Here is a 22,856-nt window from a genome sequence, read left to right as displayed (position 1 = left end):
TAGGAGGCGGTCGTCACACCGGCGCCAAATCCCCAATCCCGCTAAAAGACGCCGAACGGTCAGGCAGTGGCCGGCTTGAAGCTGAGCGCCACGCCGTTGATGCAATGGCGCAGGCCGGTCGGCGCCGGGCCATCGTCGAAGACATGGCCGAGATGGCCGCCACAGCGGCGGCAGTGGACCTCGGTACGCGTCATGCCGAGCGAACGGTCCTCGGTCTTGCCGACGGCGTTGGCAATCTCCTGCCAGAAGCTCGGCCAGCCGGTGCCGGATTCGAACTTGGTCTCCGAGGAATAGACCGGCAGGTCGCAGCCGGCGCAGGCGAAAATGCCCTTGCGGTGCTCGTTGAGCAGCGGGCTGGTGCCGGGATATTCGGTGCCCTCCTTGCGCAGCACGTTGAAGGCTTCGTCAGACAGGATGGCGTGCCATTCGGCGTCGGTCTTGGTGACCTCGAAGGTTTCGGCGGCTTTGGCGGGCCCGCCCAAGCGCAACGTTGCCGCCGCGCCGGCAACGGTCGCAAAGGCGACGCCACTCAAAAGCAAGTCGCGACGGTTCATGACAGAAATCCTCCTGCGGGTTGTTATGCCAGATCTGGCCGGCACTGCAAAATCAAAAGCCGGCGACGGTGGGCCTCTGCAAACGAACGCTCCATACCGGCTCCGCGCTTATTGCGGACGGGATGGAGCGCTCGGTCGTTTGCTCGGCCCACGGGGGCGGGGCCGCGCAATCTGCAGGAGCTTACCGCCTGTTCGTCGGCGGCAGGGGCTTTGTTACATCTTCGGCAGCAGGACCTTGTCGATGACGTGGATGACGCCGTTCGACTGCTCGACGTCGGCGATCGTCACATTGGCGACATTGCCGTTCTCGTCGGTCACGGTGACCTTGCCGCCATCAGCCTTGAGCGACAGCTCGCAGCCGCCGACCGTCTTGACCTTGTGGGTGCCGCCATCGGCCTTGGCCATCGAGGCGACATCGGCGCCCATCGCCTTGGCGCCGATGACATGGCAGGTCAGGATCTTGGTGAGCTTGTCCTTGTTCTCGGGCTTGAGCAGCGACTCGACCGTGCCAGCCGGAAGCGCGGCGAAGGCCTCATTGGTCGGCGCGAAGACGGTGAACGGGCCGGCGCCCTGCAGTGTCTCGACCAGGCCGGCAGCCTTGACCGCGGCGACCAGCGTGGTGTGGTCCTTCGAATTGACGGCGTTCTCGACGATGTTCTTGTTGGCGAACATGGCGGCGCCGCCAACCATCGGATTCTCGGCATAGGCGACCGTGGCGAGGGCGGAGACGGTAATGGTACCGGCGAGCAAAAGGGTGGCGATTCTACGCATAGTGTTCGAACTCCTCGGGGTTATTGTTTCCTCTTTCGGAACATGAGGAGATACGAAATAGAACTGCCTGAGTTTCCGCGCGCCGGGAAAAATTTCCTTTATTTTGTCGACGAATTAATCTCCGGAGATCGAACCTCTAATCTCCAGCAGCGTATCCAAAACGAAAACAGCGGAAGATGTACTTTCGCTGTCTTCATTGTGACGTCATGGTTTTACGATTTATCAGATGCCCTTCAGGTCGCCCGCGGCAACGACCGGTCCGGTCGGCTGTCCGGTCGTCGAACCGCCCGTCGGCTCGACGCTGACGGCGAGCACGGCGCCTTGCGCCAGCTTCTGCTGCACTGCCGGGGTAACCGGAATGTGCGTGACCTGGCCGGCGGGAATGACGCCCATCGAGACCGGCGCATTCTTGCCTTCGATCATCCACAGTTCGAAGTCCTTGCCGGCGGCGCGTTCGCCCGAAACCAGTGACAGGCCGACATCGCGGCGGGAAGCGTCGTAGACGACAAGGTATTTGACATCGCTGCCTTCGGCAGCCAGCGAGGCGACGAGGCGCTCCTGCGGCACGACGACCGGCGACCTGACGTAAGGCACGGCGACATAGAGCACCAGGGCCGCGAGAGCCGCTGCGGTGAGGCCGCGCCAGAAGCTAAGGCTGGACCACAGGCTGCCGCTCGGGGCCGTCGTCGACGCCGCGGTGGAGGAGAACAGCCGGCGATCGATAGCCGGCTTGATGGTGGCCGGCGGCTCTACCTCAGCATAAGCGGCAGCCATCGGCGAGAGGTTCACTTCCCAGGAATCGACGAGACTGGCAAAGCCGGTCTCCGCGTCGATGCGTCCGGAGGCTATCTGGCGCTCATCCGCCGGCAGCACGCCGAGAACGTATTCGGCTGCGAGCAGGTCGTCGCCTCCACGTTCCGGTCCATTTTCTTCTGCCAGGGTCATCTTTCCAGACATTCTCTAAGTTTCAACAGGCTGCGGCGCAGCCATGTCCGCATCGTGTTGAGCGGAACCTTGTGACGTACCGCGAGCTCGGCGTAACTTTCGCCGTTCAAATAAGCACCCCGAACGGCTTGCGCCCGGTCTTGTTCCAACTCTTCAAGGCACTGATAGATGCGCTCGGATTCACCACCCGCAACAACCATAGCCTCTGGCCCCGGACCGGGGTCAGCCACGTCGAGCGCGGCATCGATATCGGCAGCGGGCTTGCGTCGCGACCGGATGCGATCAATCGCATGATTGCGTGCTATGGCCACCAGCCAGGAGATTGGGCTTAGATCGGAAACAGCGAAACGGTCCGCCTTCGTCCATACTTTGACGAAGACCTCTTGCAGCGCTTCTTCCGCATCTCCGCGATCCTTCAATACACGAAGGCACACGCCGAAAAGTTTCGCACTGGTTTGCCGGTAAAGCAGATCGAACGCAGTCCGATCCTTCATCGAGGTCCGGACAATCAGGGTGGAGATATCCTGCGGCGTCATACGGACAAGCTAAGCGATCACGATTTATTTGCAAAGGCAGAAATCTTGTTGTCCACGCAAACGATGTCCGCGCCCGATCGCCAGTAATCGCCGGTCGGTGCCAAGGAAATCGGCTGTCGTTAGCCTCCCGCAGAAAGGGGAACAGCAATGTCGGCCGAACAGATGCTGTGGGAGAACGATGCAACCGGCTTGGCGGAGCTGGTGCATAGAGGCGAGATCTCGCCGCCGGACCTTGTCGATGCTGCGATCGCGCGCGCCGAGGCAACCCGATCATTGCGCATCCGCCGCTTGCCTGAGGCGCCATGGACCCGAAGGGGGCCGACGAGCTCATCGAAAACCTGCTCGACAAATTGCATTTGACCCGTCTCTTGGAGATCAGATCCCTGTTTGGGCAATTGATGGACAAGAGCCTGTGGTTCACCCACCGGCCGGCGATCCAGAATGTCAGCGGCCAGCCGTCGATCGCGCTGCCGGTCCATGTCACCGATGCCGGCCTGCCGCTCGGCATCCAGGCCGTCGGCCGCCCCGGCGACGAGCAGGACGCTTTTGTCGCTCGCCGCGCAGATGGAGAAGATTTCCGGGTGACTGACGCGGCGGGCGCCGCTCAAGGTGCCGGCCTGATCCGGCAGATTTCATCATCGTGATAGCAAAGCTGTTTGCGGCCTGCGCCAATTCCCGCTAAGACGCCGCCGTCCTTACCCACATCCAGGGAACCATGCCGATGACGGAGATCACCGCCACCGCCGAAATGCAGGCCGCCCTGCTCTCGCGGGCCCTGCCCTATATGCAGCGCTACGAGCACAAGACGGTGGTGGTAAAATATGGCGGTCATGCCATGGGCGATATCGAGCTCGGCAAGGCTTTCGCCCGTGACATCGCGCTGCTGAAGCAGTCCGGCGTCAACCCGATCGTCGTCCATGGCGGCGGGCCGCAGATCGGCGCCATGCTGGCCAAGATGGGAATCGAATCCAAGTTCGAAGGCGGGCTGCGCGTCACGGACCAGAAGACGGTCGAGATCGTCGAGATGGTGCTGGCCGGTTCGATTAACAAGGAGATCGTCGCGCTGATCAACGCCGAGGGCGAATGGGCGATCGGCCTGTGCGGCAAGGACGGCAACATGGTGTTCGCCGAAAAGGCGCGCAGGACCATGATCGACCCGGACTCCAACATCGAGCGTGTGCTCGATCTCGGTTTCGTCGGCGAGCCGGTCGAGGTCGACCGCACCCTGCTCGACCTGCTGGCACGCTCGGAAATGATCCCGGTGCTGGCGCCGGTGGCGCCGGGCCGCGACGGCCACACGTACAACATCAATGCCGACACCTTTGCCGGCGCCATCGCCGGCGCCTGCCAGGCGACGCGCCTTTTGTTCCTGACCGACGTGCCCGGCGTGCTCGACAAGAACAAGAAGCTGATCGACGAACTGACAGTGGCCGAAGCCAGGGCGCTGATCAAGGACGGCACGGTGTCGGGCGGCATGATCCCCAAGGTCGAGACCTGCATCGAGGCGATCGAGCGCGGCGTCGAAGGCGTCGTCATCCTCAACGGCAAGACGCCGCATGCGGTGCTTTTGGAACTGTTCACCGAACACGGCGCCGGCACGCTGATCGTGCCCTGAGGTGCAACTGGCTTGGCGGCCAGTCGATCGGCTGGCCAGCCGTTAGGCCGGCTGGGGCAGGCGCGCGATGACCTTTATCTCGAATTCGAAGCCGGCTAACCAGTTGACGCCGACCGCCGTCCAATTGGTGTAGGGCGGTTCACCGAACACCTTCAGCCGAACGGCATCGATCACGGGCCATTGCGCTGCCGGATCCGTGTGGAAGGTGGTCACGTCGACTATATCGTCGAACGTGGCGCCCGCTGCTTTCAGCACTGCCGCGAGATTGTCGAAGGCAAGCTGGACCTGCTTTTCGAAGACAGGTTCGGGCGACCCGTCCTCGCGGCTGCCGACCTGGCCCGAGACGAACAAAAGGTCGCCCGATCGTATTGCAGCAGAATAGCGATTGATCTCATAGAGAGCCTGCCGGCCGGCAGGAAAGATCGCGTCACGTTTGGTCATTTTCACTCCATTGTCCGGGTCACTCCCCTACGCCCCGTATGCTTGAAGTGGGTACATACGCTGCGTATGTCAACACGCATACGGTACGTATCTATAAATGGCAGCGAGCCTGTCAGGGGCCGGCCGAGATCGCGACAGTCGCTTCGGCCGGCTTGCGCGACGGGCGCATGACGACCATGGATTCCTCATCGGCATCCTGCGGAGCGCCCCAGAACTCAGCCAGCGTCGGACCATCCTTGAGGCGGCGGTCGCGGGCCAGAAAACCCCAGACCTCGCGGAACCAGACGCGGCGGCCCATTTGCGTGTACCAGCGCATCGAATGGCGCTGTTCGGGATCGGGGTGGAAGAGAATGCGCGTCAGCGCCTTCGGCCGCGACTGCACCGCGACCTCGATCAGCTTGATCGAGAAGAACAGCATCCACGGTTTCAGCCGGGTCATCTGCAGCACCTGGTGCTTGTAGTCCCACAGCCGGGCATCCGTCTGAATCACCTTGCGGTCCTTGGCGATGCGGAAGAACGGCGTCCAGCGGTGCGGCGTGACATAGAGCGCCTGGATCTGGTCGGGGTCATAGGCAAGCAGCTGGCGAAAGCCGCGCCACAGATCGCGAAAGGTCTCATCCTCGAACCCGGCCACCCAGGTCGCCATGGACAGTATGCCATGCTGGCGGAGCAGCCGGATTGCCTCGCGGTCGGATGAGGTGCTGCCGCCCTTGCGGATCAATTGAAGCGTCTGTTCGTCGGTGTTTTCCATGCCGAGCAGCCAGCGGATGACGCCGGCCTTGCGATAGAGGTGCAGGATGTCGGCATCGCGCACGATGTCGTCGGCCCGGGTCGAGCCGACGATCAGCACCGGCACGTTCTCGGCGATCAGCGCATCGAGAAAGGCGCGCCAAACCTTCTTCGACACGGTCGGGTTTTCGTCGGCGAGGTTGATCAGTTCGACGCCGTGCTGGCGGTGCAGCCAGGCAATCTCCTGCGCAAATTTCTTGGGGTCGCGATGCCGCCAGCGGGTCCAGAAACCGCGTTGGCCACAATAGTTGCACAGATGCGGGCAGCCCCGCGATAACTGCATGACCACGGCGCGCTTGCCGCCCCAATAGCTGTAGCGGCGGTGATCGATCAGCTCCCAGCCGACGCGGTACTCGTCCAGATCGGCAATGGTCCCGGCCGGCCGCGTCGCGAAGGGGCGGCCGAGATCGTCGCGATAGGCGATGCCCGCGACATCGGCCAGTGGCCGGCGATTGTCCAGTGCCACGACCAGGGCAAGGATGGTTGCCTCGCCCTCGCCGCGCACGATGAAGTCGAAGACATCGCTCGCCGCCAATATGTCGCGCCAGTGATAGGTCGGGAACACGCCGCCATAGATCACCAGCGTCGCCGGCTCGAGCGCCTTGACCATGCGGGCGATCGCGAGCGCGGTGGGATGCGCCGAGGTCGAGCCGGAGTGGCCGATCAGGATGCAATCGGGCTGGCCGCTGAGCGCATCGCGCACCAGAGTTTCCAACGGCATCGGCCCGAATTCGGCATCGACCAGCCGGACTTTATGGCCGGCGTCGATAAGCGGGCCGCCCAGTGCCAGCAGGCCGAGCGGTGGCAGATGGTCATCGGGCACGCGGCTGCCGATGGCGGTGTGCGGCGGATTGATCAGCACGATGTTCATGACGGACCTTTGAGCGACGGTCCGCATGGCGTAGCCGGCGTTTCAGTTTCGCATTTGGGCTCCGTTCAGCAGTTTGCGTGCAGCTTTTCCGCAGAAATGGCGGTGCGTGTCCTACCGCCTGAGGTGGGCGAGCGGCACGTGGCCCGGGCCCTTGATGTTCTGCAGCACCAGCTGGGTGTGAACGTCGCGCACGCCGGCAAGGCGCATCAGGCGGTGCATGACGAAGGCGTTGAGTTCGTCGACCGACGGCACCATGACGTGCAGCAGGAAATCGTGGTCGCCGGTCATCGTCCAGCATGACGACACTTCGTCCATGCGTTGCACGGCGGCGATGAAGGTTTCGGGCGAACCGTCGCTGTGGCTGGTGAGCCGCACCTGGATGAACACCTCGACCATCAGGCCGACGGCGCGGCGGTTGAGCACGGCGGCAAAGCCCTTGATGATGCCGGCCTCCTGCAGCGCCTCGAAGCGGCGGGCGCAAGGCGTCGTCGACAGGCCGATCTCCTGCGCCAGTTCGGACACGGGCTTGCGTCCATCGCGCTGAAGCACATCCAGCATCTTGATCTCGAAATCGTCGAACTGAGGCATTTTCACTCTCTTTCAGCTTCTGCTTGGTGATTTTTACCTCAAATCATGGACCCAAGCCATCATCAAAGCTGAATTGCCTCGCCGGCCGCCGCTAGACTCTGCGGACAGATTCAAGTGTCACGATCAGGGGAGAAGAACCATGACGACGATGAGCGTTGCCGAATATGCCCGTGATTGCGCGGCGCAAGGCCTGCGTGGCGACTATTCAGTGTGCCGTTCCGATTTCACCGTGGCGCAGGGCTATGATTACAGCGCCGACGAACAGGCGGTGTGGCGCACGCTGTGCGACCGGCAGACCAAGCTGACGCAGAAGCTGGCGCACCATTCCTATCTCGATGGCGTCGCCGCACTCGGCCTGCTCGACAAGATCCCGGATTTCGGCGCGGTCTCAGACAGGCTGCGCAAGCTGACCGGCTGGGAAATCGTCGCCGTGCCTGGCCTCATCCCGGCCGCGCCCTTCTTCGACCATCTCGCCAACCGGCGCTTTCCGGTGACCAACTGGCTGCGCACCAAGGACGAGCTCGACTACATCGTCGAACCCGACATGTTCCACGACTTCTTCGGCCATGTGCCCATCCTGACACAGCCGGTGTTTGCCGACTTCATGCAGATGTATGGCGAAAAGGCTGAGAGCGTGATTGCGCTGGGCGGTGACGAGATGATCACCCGGCTCTACTGGTACACCGCCGAATACGGGCTGATACAGGAGGAGGGCCAGAAGCTGAAAGCTTTCGGCGCCGGGCTGATGTCGTCGTTCACCGAATTGCAGTTCGCCGTCGCGAGCCCGGACGCGCACCACGTGCCCTTCGACCTCGAAACGGTAATGCGCACCGGTTACGAGATCGACAAGTTCCAGCGCGCTTATTTCGTGCTGCCGTCCTTCGACGTGCTGCGCGATGCGTTCCGGACCGCCGATTTCAAGGCGATCGTTGCCCGCCGCAAGGGGCAGCCGACCCTGGATCCAGCGACGGTTTAGCAAATCCTGAAGGGTTTGCGCGGCACCTATCCCCACCCTTAATCCTCCCCACAAGGGGGAGGGAGATCTCGTTGGCGCTGATTTCCGAGGGTTTCGACACCAAGGCATGGGTAGCGCCGGCAGCAATCCTGTCGCGCCGTTCGCTTTTTTGACATCAGACGGTAATGACTTCGTCACACCGTGGATGACTTCGTCACACCGTGATTACTTTGGTCAGATGGTCGCCTAGCCGGCAGGCAAGTGCGGTGATTGTCGTCGTCGGGTTGCATTCGCCCGACGTGCAGAACACCGACGAGCCGCCGACATAGAGATTGTCCATGCCGTGCACCTTGCAGTTGGCGTCGACCACGCTCTTGGTGATATCGGTGCCCATGCGCGTGCCGCCCATGTGGTGGTGGCCGGCCAGTTCCTCATCCGTCGGGTAGTCCTCGCCATTGGTCAGCCAGTCCATGATGCGGACGCGGCCGAGGTCCTTCTCGATCAGCGTCGTTCCGAACAGCTTGAGCCCCTCGAGGATGGTGCGGCGCTCCAACGGCGACTTCTTCCAGTGCAGCTCGATGCGCGGCACGCCGGCACGGTCGACATCGGTCTTCGACAATTCGATATGGTTCGAGGCCAGCGGCGCCTGTTCCCAGGCGACGTAGAGCTGGGCGGCGCAGCGCAGGTTCTGGCTGAGCTGGTAGGCGATCCATTCGGCGGCCTCGGGCGCGGTGCAGGCGAGGTCGGCAATCAGGCTCTTGACGCCGGCATAGGGCGTCTCGATCAGGCGTATGCCGAAATTCATGATCTGCAGCCGCTCCATGGCGGCGAGCGTCGGCGAGAAGAACGCCTCGTTGACGGCATCAACCTCGAACTCCCTGTAATCGGCCAGGATGGCATTGCCGCCCTCGAAGGTCGGGTGCTCCATCCAGTAGCGGCCAAGTGCCGTGGCGTTCGGCACCACGCCGCCATTCGAGCGCTGGTTCGACCATAGAAGCAGCCGCGAATTCTCCAGCCCGCCGGCGCAGACGATGAAACAATCGGCGCTGAAGGCGCCGGCATCCTTGCCGTTCGACCACAGCCTGGCGCCGGTCACTCGTTTGCCGTCCCCGGCAAGTTCGGTGGCATAGGTGTTGAGCACGAGCGCTATGTTCTTGCTCTTGTCGAGCTCGTCGGAGAATTTCTCGCCAAAGCGCACGGCCGGGCTCTTGATCAGCTGCACCCAGCGTATGTCGTCTGAAATCGGCACATCGGGCTTGAAGTCGGGAAGCTCGAGTATGTCGTGCACCTCGGACAGATAGGGCTCGATGTCGGTCCGGGCGATTGGCCAGCCGGTGTCCGGCGCCCATGCCTTGGGCTCAAAGTCCTGCTTGTCGAGCACGCGGCACCAGCCGGCCCAGTGGTTCGACGACCCGCCCATGAAGCGCAGCCGGGTGATGTCGAGATCGAAATATTGATCGCCGACCGTGGAGCCGCGGTAGAAATCCTGCGACTCGTCGCTGAATTCGCGTGCGCCGGCCTCCAGCACCACGACCGGAATGCCGGCGGCGCCGAGCTTTCTGGCAATGGTGGTGCCGGCCGGCCCGGAGCCGAGAATGCAGACCTTGGGCTTGAAATCCGAGGCTCGAAACGCCTCATAGCTGTCGAAGATCATGCCAGGTCGCTCCGCTTCAGGATCCAGCCATTGACCACGACGATCTCGTCGGGATCGGACGGGGGGCGGTCGCTGTCAGGCTGCTTGCGAAAAAGCTGTAGCGCCGGCATCGCAATCAGCGCCTGCACGATGGTGCGGCGCGATATTTTCCTGATGAAGAAACTCATGACACGTCTCTGGATGGGGGCTTCGATCCACGCATGGCGTTCCCTGAACGGCACACGTACCGGCCAGACATGCCATTCCCGTGCCAAGCCTTGCCTATAAACGAGTTACAACCCGGTAAACGGCGCAGTTGCGTGGAAACAATGTTGGCGATCCGTTAACAGCCCCACCACCAACACCTCAGGCAGCTTCGGAAATATCCCGGTCTAGGATCGACAAATTGCGGCCGCGGTGCTTCGCCTCGTAGAGCCGGCGGTCGGCGGCGCGCATCAGGTCCGAGACATCGGCATCTTGCGCACAGGTGATGCCGCCGATCGAGACGGTCAGCGGCACCGTGCGCTCGTCGACCGGACGAAAGCGGACCAGCTCGACTTCACGGCGGATGCGCTCGGCCACGCGCCGGGCTTCGGCTTCCGTAGCGCCGACCAGGAAGGCGCCGAACTCCTCACCGCCAATGCGGCCGAGCACGTCGCCGCTGCGGACGCCGCGCTCGATGGCGCTGGCGATCAACACCAGTGCGTCATCGCCGGTCAGATGGCCGAAACTGTCGTTGATCGCCTTGAAATGGTCGGCGTCGATGATCAGCAGCGCGCCGCGATCGGATTTGCGCCGCGAGCCGTCCAACGCGGCAAAGAAGCTCTCGCGGTTGAGCATGCCGGTCATGTCGTCGCGGCTCGCCTTCGCCGACAGGCGCCGATGCGCGGCGGCGAGCTGGGCATGCGCGCGGGCGAGATCGCGATGCGCGTTTTTCAGTCGGTCGCTCTGCCAGAAGGTGCTGGCGCAGGCGATCCAGGCGAGCGCCAGCGGGCACACCGTCGATGTCAGCCAGACAGTGCGGTCGACCGGAAAACCCATGGCGGGAACGATGATCAGCGTCAGCAAAAGCGAGATGGCTACCGAGCCGAATGCGACCGCGGCGGACTTTAAGACTATGCGACTCATCGCTGGCTCCCACTGAACCGTCTCTGTGCCAGCAAGCCCTGAAGGCCACCTTTCCGTGATGGCTAAAATTTGAATGGTGAGCCCATTTTTTACAACTCTAGATGCACATAGGTTGTGGATAAGCTCTACATCAGAAAGGGGTTCGAACGGCAGATATTTCATGCCATAAGGACGCCATGACCACGCTGCCCGATCCCGCCCGCTTCGCCCATGTCACCGACTGGGTGTTCGACCTCGACAACACGCTTTATCCGCACCATTCGAATCTGTTTTCGCAGATCGACGTCAAGATGACGGCCTATGTCGGAGAACTGCTCACGCTACCGCGCGAGGAAGCGCGCAAGCTGCAGAAGGAACTCTATCTCGAATATGGCACGACGCTGAACGGGCTGATGACGCGCCACGGCATCGACCCCGACGATTTTCTCGAAAAGGTGCACGACATCGACTATTCGTGGCTGGTGCCGGATCCGGTGCTGGGCACCGCCATCCGCCAGCTGCCCGGCCGCAAGTTCATCTTCACCAATGGCGACCGCAGGCACGCCGAGCGCACCGCGCGCCAGCTCGGCATACTCGACCATTTCGACGACATTTTCGATATCGTCGCCGCCGGGCTGACGCCGAAGCCGTCGCGGCAGACCTATGAGAAGTTTGCCGAACTGCACGCCGTCACCGGACACAATGCGGTGATGTTCGAGGATCTCGCCCGCAACCTGGAGGTGCCGAAATCACTGGGCATGACCACGGTGCTGGTGGTGCCGCGCAATTTCGAGCCGACCTTTGCCGAGATCTGGGAACGCGATCCGGCCAATGAGGACGACGTCGATTTCGTCACCGACGATCTCGCGACGTTTCTGACGGGGATAGTGGAGGGGGTAGAGGAATTGAGGAGCTGAAGAATTGAAGAACTGGTGAAAGGGAGACCGATCCGGACCTCCTTTTCCTCAATTCTTCAGTTCTTCAATTCCCGGTTCCCCTACTCCCCCAACTTGTAGAAGCGGCTGATGATCCCCCAGGCCTCGTCGGCGGTGTCGACAAAGTCGATGATATCCTGGTCGCCGGGCGTGATGGTGCCTTGTTCGGCCAGGAAATCGAGGTCGATCGCGCGCTGCCAGAACGCCTTGCCGAACAGGATCACCGGCACGCGTTCCATGCGGCCGGTCTGGATCAGCGTCAGCGTCTCGAAGAACTCGTCCATGGTGCCGAAGCCGCCCGGAAACACCGCGACGGCCTTGGCGCGCATCACGAAATGCATCTTGCGGATGGCGAAATAGTGGAAGTTGAAGCACAGCTCCGGGGTCACATAGGCGTTCGGCGCCTGCTCGTGCGGCAGGACGATGTTGAGGCCGATCGACGGCGCGCCGACATCGTCGGCGCCGCGATTTCCCGCCTCCATCACGCCTGGGCCGCCACCGGTGACGACGACGAATTCGCGGTAGTAGGACGTGGCCGATTGCTGTGAGCAGAGGCGGGCGAATTTGCGCGCCTCCTCGTAGTATTTGCTGTTTTCCTCGAGGTTTTTCTTCTGCGTCTCGTTCTTGGCGGCCCAGGCCTCGCCGCCGGGCTCGGGAATACGCGCGCCGCCGAACAGGATGACCGTCGAGCGGATGCCGCGCTCGGCAAGGATCATTTCGGGTTTCAAGAGCTCAAGCTGCAAGCGCACAGCGCGCAACTCCCGGCGCGTCATGAAGTCGGGATCGTTCCAGGCCAGCCGGTAGGTTTCGGCGCGAGTCTGCGGCGTGTCGGGAACGCTTTTCGAGCGCTCCAGATCCTCGTCCGAATGCGGCAGCGGCGTCCATCCCGCCTTTTCCATAGGAGTCATATGCTTTCTACCCGTCCCAACAGTTCACTTGCGCCGTTCCATGGCGCACGCGCGATTGACCCCCAATACGCCTTAACATAGGGTCCGCGCGACTTTCAAAACAAGGTTAAGGCCGTCGGCCTTAACAGCGTGGTAACGGAGCGAATTCATGTCGAAGCCTGATCTGGCCAGCCTCGAAAAGACCATCGAGAAGGCTTTCGAGGAGCGCGACACGATTTCGACCGCGACCCGCGGCGAAACGCGCGACGCCATCCAGTCCTCACTTGACCTGCTCGACCGTGGCACCGTGCGCGTCGCCGAGCGCCAGGCCGATGGCAAATGGCATGTCAACCAATGGCTGAAGAAGGCGGTGCTGCTCTCCTTCCGGCTCTATCCGATGGAGATCATCAAGGGCGGCCCCGGCCAGGCAGTCTGGTGGGACAAGGTGGCGTCGAAGTTCGACGGCTGGAGCGCGGTCGATTTCGAGAAGGCAGGCTTCCGCGCCGTGCCGTCTTCGATCGTGCGCCGCTCGGCCTATGTCGCGCCGGGCGCGGTGCTGATGCCGTCCTTCGTCAATGTCGGCGCCTATGTCGATAGCGGCACCATGGTCGACACCTGGGCCTCGGTCGGCTCCTGCGCCCAGATCGGCAAGAATGTGCACCTCTCGGGCGGCGTCGGCATCGGCGGGGTGCTGGAGCCGATGCAGGCCGGCCCGACCATCATCGAGGACAATTGCTTCATCGGCGCGCGCTCCGAAGTGGTCGAGGGCTGCATCGTGCGCGAAGGCTCGGTGCTCGGAATGGGTGTGTTCATCGGCCAGTCGACCAAGATCGTCGACCGCGCCACCGGCGAAGTGTTTTATGGCGAGGTGCCGCCTAATTCGGTCGTCGTCGCCGGCTCGATGCCGGGCAAGGCCTTTCCGAACAACGAGCCGGGCCCTGGCCTCTACTGCGCCGTCATCGTCAAGCGCGTCGATGCCAAGACCCGGTCGAAAACCTCGATCAACGAACTGCTGCGTGATTGATCCTGTCCGAGCAACCAGAGCGCTCCAGATTGCCCAACACACCACCACTTCCCTGGCTTTTCTTCAGCCTCTCAGGGCGCGTCAGCCCAAGTGCCTACGTGCTCGCCGGGCTGCTGCTGGTGCTTGCACAGTTTTTCCCGCTCTACCAGTTGTCGAGACTGGAACCCGGCACCGCAACCAGCCAGAACTGGGCACTTGTGTTCTGGGTCGTTTTGCTGATCTCGACATGGTCGAGCTTTGCGGTAACCGCAAAGCGGTTTCATGATTTCGGCAAGCCGACTTATTACGCGTTGATCTCTCTTGTCATCGGCCCCATTCTTCTCATCGTTCTAGCGTGTTTCCGCGGTGACCCCGGTCCGAACCGCTACGGCAAACGCAGCAACGCGCCGGCTGAACCATGAGCGCCGACCGGATATCTCGCCATGCGCTACCGCACGCTTGATCCGAAACTGATCATCGACACCGCCGAGCGGCTGGAAGAGCGCGTCGCCGAGCGTTTTCCCGATGCCGGCCTGCGCGGCGTCGCCGCCGAACTGGTGTCGCTGTCGCGCGACCTGGCCAAGGCGGCGCAGGCGCTGGAAGCGCCGATCTGGTGGCTGCGCGGCGCCATCGTCGCCGCTGTTGCCGCCGGCGCGCTGACCTTCCTATTCGTCGGCACCATCCTGCCGCTCATCCATATCTCGCAGGCCGACGATGCGGTGCAGTCGGTGCAAGGCATCGAAGCCACGATCAACATGATGATCCTTGCCGTGCTCGGCCTGCTGGCGCTGATCCGCACCGAGGAGCGCATCAAGCGCAAGCGGGTGTTTCGCCAGCTGCATGGGTTGAGATCGCTGATCCATGTCATCGACATGCACCAGCTGACCAAGGATCCGGCAGCATTGTCCGCCAATTTCAGGCCGACCGCGCATTCGCCGGCTCGCATCACCAATGCCGCCGACCTGGCGCGCTACCTCGACTATTGCTCGGAAATGCTGTCGATCACCGGCAAGATCGCGGCGCTGTTTGCGCAGTCCGTCAATGACGATGTGGTCATCGACGGCGTCAACGACGTCGAGAACCTGGCGTCCAACCTGTCGCGCAAGATCTGGCAGAAGATCACGCTGATCGAGAACCACCCGGCGGCGCAGCCCGTGCCGGCGCCAGGCCCGGCGAGCAAAGCGCCGGCTCCGAGGCGCGCACCAAAGCTGTGACGCGGCGGGCCCACGCGCCTGTTTTCGGGCTATGCGGGCCAAGGCCCGAGGCTCGCGGCAAGTAGACTATCCAGTGACGGCTTCCGGCGTCAGCCCGGGTGAGCCGCGCGTTTCCCGCTCGGCCTGCCGCACCAGCGCGGTGACCCGCTTCAGCAGAGGCGCCGGCGTGCCGGCCTTTTCGGCGAGGCTCAGGACGGCCCCCTGCAGGTCACCGATCTCGGTCGGCCGACCGCGCTGGAGGTCGTCCCACATCGACGAGCGCGCCTGCGGGTCGATGGCGAGCATGCGGCGGGCGACCAGCCGGAACAGCCAGTCCGGCAGCCGGAGCAGCTTCGGCAGCAGGCCGGGACGCAAGCCGCCGATCCGCGCCGGCGCGATATGTAACGCCTTCATCGCCGCCAAGGCCTCGTCGATCTGACCGGCCAGGATCCGCCGCCAGCGGCGGTCGGCAAGTTCGCTCGCCAGCGGCAGGCCGGACAAGGCGACAAGCGCGTTGTTGAGGTTGATCAGCAGCTTGCCCCACTGAACGGCTTTCATGTCGGGATGGGTTTCCACGCCAAGCCCTTCGACATCGAGAAGGCCGGCAAGGCCGGTCACGCCATCTTCGATCATGACCTTGCCGTCGCTGGCGCGATGCACGTGAAGCGGCAAATTGCCTATGGCCGACTGGACGACATTGAACGGCACCATGCCGGCGAGTACAGTCCGGCCACCGAGCACGGCGCGTAACCGGTCGGCATTGCCGACGCCGTTCTGCAGGCTGACCACCACGACATCGCCGCGCGCATGTCCGGCAACAAGCGACGCCATCTCCTCGGTAGCGCCGTTCTTGACCGTCACCAGCACCACGTCGGCGCTGGCGAGGGCAGCGGCGGGATCGGTGGTGACGGACTCCGGCCGGATGGATCGGTCGCGACCATCGAGATCGGTGATGCGCAGGCCACCGCCCAGCAAGGCCGTCGCTATGTCTGGCCGCGCCAAAAACACCACCTTGCGTCCGGCCAGCGCCAGGCAACCGCCGACATAGCAGCCGATGCTGCCGGCGCCGGCAATGACGATGGTCTTTTCGGCGTTGGCCATGCGATTATCTCGTGTTGGCCTGCACTATACGACAGGAAAACCATAATGTCGGCGGCAGGATCGGTCATCATCTCTGGCCGTGACAGGCCTTTCGCTTTCGACTATCGCTTTGCCCATGAAACTGCCGACCGATCCCGCCGCCAACCTCGCGACCCTCATACGCTGCGCCTCCGTAACGCCCGCCGAGGGCGGCGCGCTGGCTGCCCTGGAAGGCATGCTGAAGCCGCTCGGCTTTTCCGTCGAACGCCCTGTGTTTTCCGAAGACGGCACCCCCGACATCGAGAACCTCTACGCGCGTCGCTCCGGCAACGGGCCGCATCTGATGTTTGCCGGCCATACCGACGTGGTGCCGGCGGGCGACGAGGCGTCGTGGACGCATCCGCCCTTCGCCGCCGAGATCGCCAAGGGCGAGATGTATGGCCGCGGCGCCGTCGACATGAAGGGCGGCATCGCCTGTTTCATCGCCGCCGTGGCGCGCCATGTCGAGAAAAAGGGTGGTCCGAAAGGCTCGGTCTCGCTGCTGATTACCGGCGACGAGGAGGGGCCGGCGATCAACGGGACGACAAAACTGCTCGACTGGGCGGCGGCCAAGGGCGAGAGATGGGACGCCGCGATCGTTGGCGAGCCGACCAATCCGGACACGCTCGGCGACATGATCAAGATCGGCCGGCGTGGCTCGATGTCGGGCAGTGTCACGGTCAACGGCCGCCAGGGCCATGTCGCCTATCCATTGCTCGCCGACAATCCGGTGCGCGGCCTGATCAGCCTGGTCGACGCCTTGCTGTCGCCCGTCTTCGACAAGGGCACGAAGGATTTTCAGCCGACCAATCTGGAAGTGACCTCGATCGATGTCGGCAACCCGGCGACCAATGTTATTCCGGCCAAGGCGACAGCCACCTTCAACATCCGCTTCAACGACACATGGACTGCCGAGACGGTGCAGGCCGAGATCCATAACCGCCTCGACCAGGCGGCGAAGCGCAAGAAATACCGGACCGGCAAGACGCCGGTCGACTACGAGCTGATCTGGCGCGACCGGCCGAGCCATGTCTTCCTGACGCGCGACGACAAGCTGATCGAGACGCTGCGCGGCTCGATCAAGGCGACGGTCGGCAAGGAGCCGGCGCTGTCCACCTCGGGCGGAACCTCGGATGCGCGTTTCATCAAGGACTATTGCCCGGTGGTCGAGTTCGGCCTGGTCGGCAAGACCATGCACATGGTCGACGAGCGCGTCGCACTGGCCGACCTCGAGACGCTGACCCAAATCTACCAGCGCTTCATCGATGACTGGTTCGAGCAGGGCTGATCATGCTTTCGGTTGACGAGACCTCTTCATCGCTTAACGGCGCCTGGCGGCTGATGCTCGGAAAGGCCGACGGCTTGCGGCTGCTCGACCTTTCGGCGGACGGCTTCTGGAATTCCTTCTTCGCCATCGTCGTCGCCGCGCCGGCGATGATCGTCGGCTGGGTCGGCACGGCCAACGAGATCGGCGATCCCAATGCGTTCGCCGGTCGGCTGGGCATGTTGGTTCGCCTGGCGACCGTCGACCTCGGCTCGTGGCTGCTGCCCCTGGTTGTGCTTGCCCTGGTCGCATCGCGCGCCGGCATCGGCGACCGCTTCGTCCACTATGTCGTCGCGAGCAACTGGGCGTCGGCGATCACCGCCTGGATGCTGCTGCCTTCAGCGTTGATCAGGCTTTTCCTGCCGTCCGGCAACCCGGTTGCCGAATTGGTGTGGCTGGTTCTGGTGGTGCTGTCGCTGGTACTCACCTGTCGGATGACCAACGCCGCGATCGGCAAGGGCGCGGCTGTCGGCAGCGCCGTGTTCGCAGGCATGTTGGTGGTGTCTCTGGCCGTCTTGTTCGGCCTAGTGGCGCTGCTCGGCATCACGGTGCCGACCGCCGCTCCGGCCTAGAACTTTTCCGGATAGTCTACACCGACGAGAAAAAGCCCGTCGGGCGGCGCCACCTGGCCGCAGGCGGCGCGGTCTTGCGCCGCGAGCGCTGCCTTGAGGTCGGCGGCGGTCCAGCCGCCGTCGCCGACGCGTTTCAGCGAACCGACCATGGAGCGCACCTGGTTGTGCAGGAAAGAGCGCGCCGAGGCCCTGACTTCGATCAGGTCGCCCTGGCGGCTTACATCGAGCCGCTCCAGCGTCCGCACCGGACTGTTGGCCTGGCATTGCGTCGAGCGGAAGGTGGTAAAGTCATGTCGGCCGAGCAGGACTTTCGCCGCTTCGTGCATGGCGTCCGCATCGAGCCGCTTCGGCACCCACCAGACCTTGCCCTTTTCCATCGCTGCAGGCGCGCGCCGGTTGAGGATGCGGTAGAGATAGTGCCGTCCGGTGGCCGAGAAACGGGCGTCGAACTCATTGGGGACAACCGTCGCCTGCAGGATGGCGATGCGCGCGCCTGCCGCCTGCAGGTGCGCGTTGACGGCGTCGCGCACCTTGTCGTTTGGCCATGCCTTGGCGAGGTCGACATGCGCCACCTGGGCGGTCGCATGCACCCCGGCGTCGGTGCGGCCGGCGGCGCGTATCCGCACCGCCTCACCGCAGAATTTCTCGATCGCCTGCTCTATCGCCTGCTGCACCGAAGGCTGATCCGCCTGGTGTTGCCAGCCGGCGAAGAGGCTGCCGTCATATTCGATATCGAGACGAAAACGCGGCATACACCCTTCGTTCAGGCGGCGAGTGCGGTAAAGGCCTGGGCGTAGACCAGTTTGCCTTTTTCGGGTGCGTCACCCCAGGCCAGCGCCTGCAGCGCTTCGCCCTGATATTCGCTCTCGAACTTTTCGGCCCGCGCATGATTGTAGCCGAAGCGGCCGTAATAGGCCGGATCGCCCAACACAACGGCGAGCGTCTCGCCGCCATCCCTGAGGCGGATATGCGCCTCGCGGATCAGCGCACCGCCAATGCCCGAGCCGTGGAACGAAGGTTCCACCGCCAACGGCGCCAGCGCCACGGCTGCGAACTGCTTGCCGCCGTTCTGGACGAACAGCCTGGAAAACAGGATGTGGCCGACCACCTGGCCGTCTTCTTCCGCCACCAGTTCGACAACGGCGTCGCCGCCGGTGACCAGAGCGTCGACCAGCCCGGCCTCCGCCTGCTGGCCGAATGCGTGTTCCTCGACCAGACGTATGGCCTCGCGGTCCCGCGGCGTCGCGCCGCGTATCGACATCATGCTCATGAGAACTTCATTCCTTTTTCGATCTTGGCCCCGCGCAGAAACTCCTTCGCGGCAGCAGGCTTTCCGCCCGCCCGTTGAACTTCGACCAGCCTGACCGCGCCCGACCCGCAGGCGACCGTCAGCCGGTCATCGAGAATTCCTCCCGACTCGCCCATGCTTTCAAAAAGCGTACCTTCAGAAAGCGTCGAGCGAAGCAGTTTCAGCCGTTCCGTGCGGCCGCCGATGTCGGCCTCGCACCAGGCGCCGGGGAATGGCGACAGCCCGCGAATGTGATTGTGGACCTCCGCAGCCGGGCGCGTCCAGTCCACACGTGTCTCCGACTTATCGATTTTCCTGGCGTAGGTCACCCCGTCAGCCGCCTGCAAAGTCGATGCCAGGGTATTTGTCTCCAATCGGGACAGCGCTTCCACCATCAGCGTGGCAGCAATATTCATCAAGCGGTCGTGCAGATCGCCGGCCGTCATATCGGGCTCTATGGCGCATTTTTCAACCAGTGCCACCGGACCGGTGTCCAGGCCCTCTTCCATGCGCATCACCATCATGCCGGTCTCGACGTCGCCGGCCATAATGGCGCGCTGGATGGGAGCTGCACCACGCCAACGCGGCAAAAGCGAGGCGTGGCCGTTGAGGCAGCCGAGGCGCGGAGCCTCCAGAATAGCCTTCGGCAACAGCAAACCATACGCGACGACGACCGCGACATCGGCACGCAACGCCTGGAAAGCAGCTTGCTCGGCCTCGCCCTTCAGCGACAGCGGCGTGCGCACTTCGATGCCCAGCCGCTCAGCCTCGCGCTGCACCGGCGACGGTGTCAGCTCCAGCCCGCGGCGGCCCGCGGCGCGCGGCGGCTGGGTGTAGACGGCTGCTATCTCGTGCCCGGCCTCGGCAATCGCGCGCAGCACCGGCACCGAAAACTCCGGCGTGCCCATGAAGATGACGCGAAGCGGCATCTTCCCTATCCCACCAGCTTGCCCGGCGCCTTGTCCTTGGCGAGCTTCTTGAACTTCTTGACCACCATGTCGCGCTTCAGCTTCGAGATGTGGTCGATGAACAGCACACCGTTGAGATGGTCGATCTCGTGCTGCAGGCAGGTCGCCATCAGGCCCTCGGCCTCGATCTCCTGCAGCTTGCCGTCGCGGTCGAGATATTTCACGCGCACCGAGGCGGGACGCTCGACCTCGGCGTAATAGTCCGGGATCGACAGGCAGCCTTCCTCGTAGACCGAGCGAGCGTCGGCGCTTTCGAGGATTTCGGGATTGATGAAGACATGCGGCGCCGGCGGCTCGTCTTCCTTGGCGAGGTCGATGACCAGCATGCGCAGCGGCTCGCCGATCTGGATTGCGGCCAAGCCGATGCCCGGCGCATCATACATCGTCGCCAGCATGTCGTCGGCCAGTTTGCGCAAAGGCGCGTCGACGCGTTCGACCGGTTTGGAAACCTGGCGCAGGATAGGATCGGGAAGGATGATGAGCGGCTTGATCGACATGGCGCCTCACCTAAAACGTCGCAGGAGAAGCGTCAACCGGTGCGAATCGGTCTCGTTCACGTTTTGATCTGTGCCAGGTCTGCGAATCGGCTATGCTGGCGGGATGAACGACCTGAGCACCATCCTTTCCGAACCCGTTGCCCGGCTTGGCGCTACGACGATCACGCTCGGCCATGCACTGGCCATCGGCGCGCTGGTGTTTCTCGGCCTGTTCCTGGCGCTTGTCGTGGCGCTGTGGCGATCGGCCAAGGCGCGCACCATCGCCGCGGCGGAAGCTGCCGACCACGCCCGCGACGCCGAGGCGCGGATGGCCGGCATTTTGCAAAGCCAGGCCGAGATGCAGGGCCGCATGGGCGCCATCGCCGACGTGTTCGGCGCAAGGCAGGCCGAACTCAACCAGTCGATCGGCCAGCGCCTCGACGCCATGACCGGCAGGCTCGGTCAAACCATGACCGAACAGACCAAATCGACGCATGAGAGCCTCGCCAAACTGCAGGAACGGCTGGCGGTCATCGACACCGCGCAAGGCAACATTCAGTCGCTGGCCGGCCAGGTCGTGCAATTGCAGGCGATCCTGTCCAACAAGCAGACGCGCGGCGCCTTCGGCCAGTCGCGCATGGAGGCGATCGTCGCCGACGGCCTTCCGATGGGCGCCTACGAGTTCCAGGCAACGCTGTCAAACGGCAGCCGTCCCGACTGCCTGGTCAGGATGCCGAACGGTGCGCCGCAGCTTGCCATCGACGCCAAGTTTCCGCTGGAAGCCTGGAACGCCATCCGCGCCGCCGATGGCGCCGAACAACAGAAGATCGCGGCCCAGGCTTTCCGCCGCGACATCGAAATTCACGTCCGCGATATCTCGGAAAAATACCTGATCCAGGGCGAGACGCAGGACACCGCCTTCATGTTCGTGCCGTCGGAATCGGTGTTCGCCGAAATCCACGAGAATTTTGACGCCGTGGTCCAGAAGGCGCACCGGGCGCGTGTCATCATCGTCTCGCCGTCGCTTTTGATGCTGTCGATCCAGGTCATCCAGGCCATCCTCAAGGACGCCCGCATGCGCGAACAGGCGCATCTGATCCAGGGCGAGGTGATCCGGCTGATGGAAGACGTCGCGCGCGTCGACGAACGCGTGCGCCGGTTGCAGACGCATTTTGGCCAGTCGGCCAAGGATATCGACGAGATACTGGTGTCGACGTCGAAGGTGACCAAGCGCGGCCAAAAGATCGAAGCGCTGGAGTTTGGCGAAAGCGAAGCCGAAGTGCGCGGTGGCGGACCCGCCAAGGACGAAGCCGGGGTGCGGGTGGCGGATTCCAAGACGGGGCAGCTCAGGCTGCGTGTCGTCGAAGGCGACGATTAAAGCGCGTCGCGCTGAACGGATTCATACGACGCGCTTTAAAAGTCTTTGTTTTGATGCATGTCGTTGTCCCAGAACCGCGGCACACTTCTGGGCGCCATGCATTAGACCGTAGCCACGATCACGTGCGCCTGGATCTTGGCCGCAACCTCGCCGCTGCCGTGTCTGGCTGCAATCACGGACGCGGCGTGATCGGTTGCGGCTTCCAGTTTTCCTCTAGCCTCGATTTCGTTGCGAAGCGGAGTTCCCTGGCAATAGGCAACCGCCGGAAGGCGCGGCGAGGAGGCACGGCTTTGTTCGGCCCTCGTGTCGATCACCACACGGGAGAAACCTGCGGCTTCCAACTCGCCGCGGATCAATGCAATGTCATTGTAGCCGTGCGGCGTGCGGGCGAGAAAGCGGGGCGGATCGTTCGGAAAAATCTCCGCAAGAGCATTCGTCACATCATTGGCGAATACATTCTCTTCGATGCGATCCCACACGTTGAACAGGAAATGGCCGCCGGTCTTCAGGACCCGCTTTGCTTCGCGATAGCCGGCGGCTCGGTCGGGAAAGAACATCGCGCCGAACTGACAGCAAACGAGATCGAAAGCCGCATCTTCGAACGGCAGCGCCAGAGCATCCGCCTGACGCCATTGTATACGACTGTCGGGAGCTTGTCGCGAGGCCGCGTAGTCGAGCATAGGCTGGTTGAGGTCGGTCACGACATAGCTTGCGCCGGGAGACAGTTTTGGAGCCAATGCGCGGGTGACAACGCCGGTGCCGGCGGCGACTTCCAGGACGGCGCCGGGCGACAAGGACGCTGCCCGTCGTGCCAAATCCGCGGCGAACGGCTCGAAGATCAGCGGCACCATGTAGCGGTCGTAGTTTTCCGGAATCGAGCCGGCAAACACTTTGTCCGTTTCCGACAT

General features: G+C 63.3%; 27 protein-coding genes. 10 read left to right on the top strand and 17 right to left on the bottom strand.

Features of this window, described 5'->3' with window-relative positions:
- Nucleotides 1-59: 59 nt before the first annotated feature.
- From msrB to NKI32_RS03605, 4 genes are all read right to left on the bottom strand, one after another.
- Nucleotides 60-554 carry a peptide-methionine (R)-S-oxide reductase MsrB gene (gene msrB / locus NKI32_RS03620; protein ID WP_023696027.1) on the bottom strand — a complete coding sequence of 165 codons (495 nt, stop codon included), beginning with the start codon at nt 552-554 and terminating at the stop codon, nt 60-62.
- Nucleotides 555-767: 213 nt separating this feature from the next.
- Nucleotides 768-1,325 carry a fasciclin domain-containing protein gene (locus NKI32_RS03615; RefSeq protein WP_023696028.1) on the bottom strand — a complete coding sequence of 186 codons (558 nt, stop codon included), beginning with the start codon at nt 1,323-1,325 and terminating at the stop codon, nt 768-770.
- 222 nt (nt 1,326-1,547) lie between these two features.
- Nucleotides 1,548-2,270, bottom strand: coding sequence for an anti-sigma factor (locus NKI32_RS03610; RefSeq protein WP_353001863.1), 723 nt, complete (start codon nt 2,268-2,270; stop codon nt 1,548-1,550).
- On the bottom strand, nt 2,267-2,806 hold the full coding sequence (locus tag NKI32_RS03605; protein WP_023693009.1) for a sigma-70 family RNA polymerase sigma factor: 540 nt from the start codon (nt 2,804-2,806) through the stop codon (nt 2,267-2,269). The genes NKI32_RS03610 and NKI32_RS03605 overlap by 4 nt, the downstream gene beginning before the upstream one ends.
- A 302-nt stretch (nt 2,807-3,108) precedes the next feature.
- On the opposite strand from NKI32_RS03605, the gene NKI32_RS03600 reads away from it, so the two are divergent.
- Both NKI32_RS03600 and argB read left to right on the top strand, forming a co-directional pair.
- Nucleotides 3,109-3,450 (top strand): amidase family protein, encoded by a 342-nt coding sequence (locus NKI32_RS03600; protein WP_023693008.1) that lies wholly within the window; start codon nt 3,109-3,111, stop codon nt 3,448-3,450.
- Between the two features lie 77 nt (nt 3,451-3,527).
- Entirely contained in the window at nt 3,528-4,421 is an 894-nt protein-coding gene (gene argB, locus NKI32_RS03595) for an acetylglutamate kinase (RefSeq protein WP_352510667.1), read from the top strand.
- A gap of 42 nt (nt 4,422-4,463) precedes the next feature.
- Here argB and NKI32_RS03590 read toward each other — a convergent pair whose 3' ends face one another.
- The 3 genes from NKI32_RS03590 to NKI32_RS03580 form a co-directional block, all read right to left on the bottom strand.
- On the bottom strand, nt 4,464-4,862 hold the full coding sequence (locus NKI32_RS03590; protein ID WP_353001861.1) for a RidA family protein: 399 nt from the start codon (nt 4,860-4,862) through the stop codon (nt 4,464-4,466).
- A gap of 112 nt (nt 4,863-4,974) precedes the next feature.
- Nucleotides 4,975-6,522: a magnesium-protoporphyrin IX monomethyl ester anaerobic oxidative cyclase gene (bchE, locus tag NKI32_RS03585; protein WP_352510668.1), complete on the bottom strand. Its 1,548-nt coding sequence runs from the start codon at nt 6,520-6,522 to the stop codon at nt 4,975-4,977.
- Nucleotides 6,523-6,633: 111 nt separating this feature from the next.
- The gene (locus tag NKI32_RS03580; protein WP_023687465.1) at nt 6,634-7,110 is read right to left on the bottom strand and encodes an Lrp/AsnC family transcriptional regulator; all 477 of its coding nucleotides are present in this window, start codon (nt 7,108-7,110) and stop codon (nt 6,634-6,636) included.
- A 139-nt stretch (nt 7,111-7,249) separates the two neighbouring features.
- Here NKI32_RS03580 and phhA point away from each other — a divergent pair, with 139 nt between their 5' ends.
- Nucleotides 7,250-8,086 (top strand): phenylalanine 4-monooxygenase, encoded by an 837-nt coding sequence (phhA, locus tag NKI32_RS03575; RefSeq protein WP_023687466.1) that lies wholly within the window; start codon nt 7,250-7,252, stop codon nt 8,084-8,086.
- Nucleotides 8,087-8,279: 193 nt separating this feature from the next.
- On the opposite strand, the gene NKI32_RS03570 is transcribed toward phhA, so the two are convergent.
- The 3 genes from NKI32_RS03570 to NKI32_RS03560 form a co-directional block, all read right to left on the bottom strand.
- Complete coding sequence (locus NKI32_RS03570; RefSeq protein WP_023703794.1) at nt 8,280-9,719, bottom strand: GMC oxidoreductase; 1,440 nt, start codon at nt 9,717-9,719, stop codon at nt 8,280-8,282.
- Nucleotides 9,716-9,886, bottom strand: coding sequence for a hypothetical protein (locus NKI32_RS03565; RefSeq protein WP_023687468.1), 171 nt, complete (start codon nt 9,884-9,886; stop codon nt 9,716-9,718). Before NKI32_RS03565 ends, NKI32_RS03570 begins: the two co-directional genes overlap by 4 nt.
- A gap of 178 nt (nt 9,887-10,064) precedes the next feature.
- Nucleotides 10,065-10,826, bottom strand: coding sequence for a GGDEF domain-containing protein (locus NKI32_RS03560; RefSeq protein ID WP_023681345.1), 762 nt, complete (start codon nt 10,824-10,826; stop codon nt 10,065-10,067).
- 176 nt (nt 10,827-11,002) lie between these two features.
- Between NKI32_RS03560 and NKI32_RS03555 the strand changes: the two genes are divergently transcribed.
- On the top strand, nt 11,003-11,722 hold the full coding sequence (locus NKI32_RS03555; RefSeq protein WP_023687469.1) for a pyrimidine 5'-nucleotidase: 720 nt from the start codon (nt 11,003-11,005) through the stop codon (nt 11,720-11,722).
- 80 nt (nt 11,723-11,802) lie between these two features.
- On the opposite strand, the gene NKI32_RS03550 is transcribed toward NKI32_RS03555, so the two are convergent.
- Nucleotides 11,803-12,648, bottom strand: a complete 846-nt coding sequence (locus NKI32_RS03550; protein WP_023681343.1) for an LOG family protein — start codon at nt 12,646-12,648, stop codon at nt 11,803-11,805.
- Nucleotides 12,649-12,796: 148 nt separating this feature from the next.
- Between NKI32_RS03550 and dapD the strand changes: the two genes are divergently transcribed.
- The 3 genes from dapD to NKI32_RS03535 are packed head-to-tail and all read left to right on the top strand — an operon-like array spanning nt 12,797 to nt 14,844.
- Nucleotides 12,797-13,651, top strand: a complete 855-nt coding sequence (gene dapD, locus NKI32_RS03545) for a 2,3,4,5-tetrahydropyridine-2,6-dicarboxylate N-succinyltransferase (RefSeq protein WP_023673222.1) — start codon at nt 12,797-12,799, stop codon at nt 13,649-13,651.
- Complete coding sequence (locus NKI32_RS03540) at nt 13,648-14,052, top strand: DUF805 domain-containing protein (RefSeq protein WP_084013651.1); 405 nt, start codon at nt 13,648-13,650, stop codon at nt 14,050-14,052. The genes dapD and NKI32_RS03540 overlap by 4 nt, the downstream gene beginning before the upstream one ends.
- Nucleotides 14,053-14,073: 21 nt before the next feature.
- Complete coding sequence (locus tag NKI32_RS03535) at nt 14,074-14,844, top strand: hypothetical protein (protein WP_023703796.1); 771 nt, start codon at nt 14,074-14,076, stop codon at nt 14,842-14,844.
- Nucleotides 14,845-14,910: 66 nt separating this feature from the next.
- Here the strand turns inward: NKI32_RS03535 and NKI32_RS03530 are convergent, their stop codons facing one another.
- Nucleotides 14,911-15,924: a 2-dehydropantoate 2-reductase gene (locus NKI32_RS03530; protein ID WP_353001859.1), complete on the bottom strand. Its 1,014-nt coding sequence runs from the start codon at nt 15,922-15,924 to the stop codon at nt 14,911-14,913.
- Between the two features lie 115 nt (nt 15,925-16,039).
- Here NKI32_RS03530 and dapE point away from each other — a divergent pair, with 115 nt between their 5' ends.
- Together dapE and NKI32_RS03520 are read left to right on the top strand one after the other, a co-directional pair.
- Nucleotides 16,040-17,230, top strand: a complete 1,191-nt coding sequence (dapE, locus tag NKI32_RS03525; protein WP_023696037.1) for a succinyl-diaminopimelate desuccinylase — start codon at nt 16,040-16,042, stop codon at nt 17,228-17,230.
- Between the two features lie 2 nt (nt 17,231-17,232).
- Complete coding sequence (locus tag NKI32_RS03520; RefSeq protein ID WP_353001858.1) at nt 17,233-17,838, top strand: transporter; 606 nt, start codon at nt 17,233-17,235, stop codon at nt 17,836-17,838.
- Here the strand turns inward: NKI32_RS03520 and truA are convergent.
- From truA to def, 4 genes are read right to left on the bottom strand one after another with little or no spacing between them, the layout of a single operon-like run.
- Entirely contained in the window at nt 17,835-18,590 is a 756-nt protein-coding gene (truA, locus tag NKI32_RS03515; RefSeq protein ID WP_023681338.1) for a tRNA pseudouridine(38-40) synthase TruA, read from the bottom strand. The two genes, NKI32_RS03520 and truA, sit on opposite strands and share 4 nt — an antisense overlap.
- Before the next feature lie 11 nt (nt 18,591-18,601).
- A complete protein-coding gene (locus NKI32_RS03510; RefSeq protein WP_023741317.1) occupies nt 18,602-19,108 on the bottom strand; it encodes a GNAT family N-acetyltransferase in 507 nt (168 codons plus the stop codon).
- Nucleotides 19,105-20,055 carry a methionyl-tRNA formyltransferase gene (gene fmt, locus NKI32_RS03505; protein WP_353001856.1) on the bottom strand — a complete coding sequence of 317 codons (951 nt, stop codon included), beginning with the start codon at nt 20,053-20,055 and terminating at the stop codon, nt 19,105-19,107. The genes NKI32_RS03510 and fmt overlap by 4 nt, the downstream gene beginning before the upstream one ends.
- Before the next feature lie 5 nt (nt 20,056-20,060).
- Nucleotides 20,061-20,591, bottom strand: a complete 531-nt coding sequence (gene def, locus NKI32_RS03500; RefSeq protein WP_023673213.1) for a peptide deformylase — start codon at nt 20,589-20,591, stop codon at nt 20,061-20,063.
- 103 nt (nt 20,592-20,694) lie between these two features.
- Between def and NKI32_RS03495 the strand changes: the two genes are divergently transcribed.
- Entirely contained in the window at nt 20,695-21,948 is a 1,254-nt protein-coding gene (locus NKI32_RS03495) for a DNA recombination protein RmuC (RefSeq protein ID WP_353001854.1), read from the top strand.
- Nucleotides 21,949-22,049: 101 nt separating this feature from the next.
- Here NKI32_RS03495 and NKI32_RS03490 read toward each other — a convergent pair whose 3' ends face one another.
- Nucleotides 22,050-22,856, bottom strand: a complete 807-nt coding sequence (locus NKI32_RS03490; protein ID WP_023703801.1) for a class I SAM-dependent methyltransferase — start codon at nt 22,854-22,856, stop codon at nt 22,050-22,052.

The organism is Mesorhizobium sp. M0761 (assembly GCF_040320205.1).
GTDB lineage: Bacteria > Pseudomonadota > Alphaproteobacteria > Rhizobiales > Rhizobiaceae > Mesorhizobium.
The sequence above is the reverse complement of the archived record's forward strand: the minus strand, read 5'-3'. Positions and strand labels throughout refer to the sequence as shown.